This window comes from Leucobacter celer subsp. astrifaciens (assembly GCF_001273835.1).
GTDB classification, from domain to species: Bacteria; Actinomycetota; Actinomycetes; order Actinomycetales; family Microbacteriaceae; genus Leucobacter; species Leucobacter celer.
This window is the reverse complement of sequence record NZ_JHEI01000172.1, coordinates 1-227: the sequence shown is the minus strand read 5'-3', so window position 1 is coordinate 227 and position 227 is coordinate 1. Positions and strand designations below refer to the sequence as shown.

The window sequence follows — 227 nt, the reverse complement described above, 5'->3', positions numbered from 1 at the left end:
CTCGTCGGCGGCGTCAGATGGTTATAAGAGACAGCAGCAGGCATGGGTCGGACGAGGCTGCCCGTCGCTGGCTCGTGCCCCCCTCCAGTGAGGTGGGCCTGAGGGCCCCCTGCGCGGGTCAGCATCTGGAAGGTCGGGACGGATTTCGTGCAGACGAGGAGCTCGTGCCGATCCGCGAGCATCGCGGCCAGGGCGTTCACCGTGTTCGATGCGTCGAGGGCCCCCGC

Annotated in this window: 1 protein-coding gene; it reads right to left on the bottom strand. The window is 68.7% G+C overall.

Annotated elements, in window-relative coordinates; all coding sequences use genetic code 11:
- A partial coding sequence (locus AMS65_RS20660) for a sugar phosphate isomerase family (RefSeq protein ID WP_206542014.1) occupies positions 1 to 227 on the bottom strand: 227 nt, incomplete at both ends.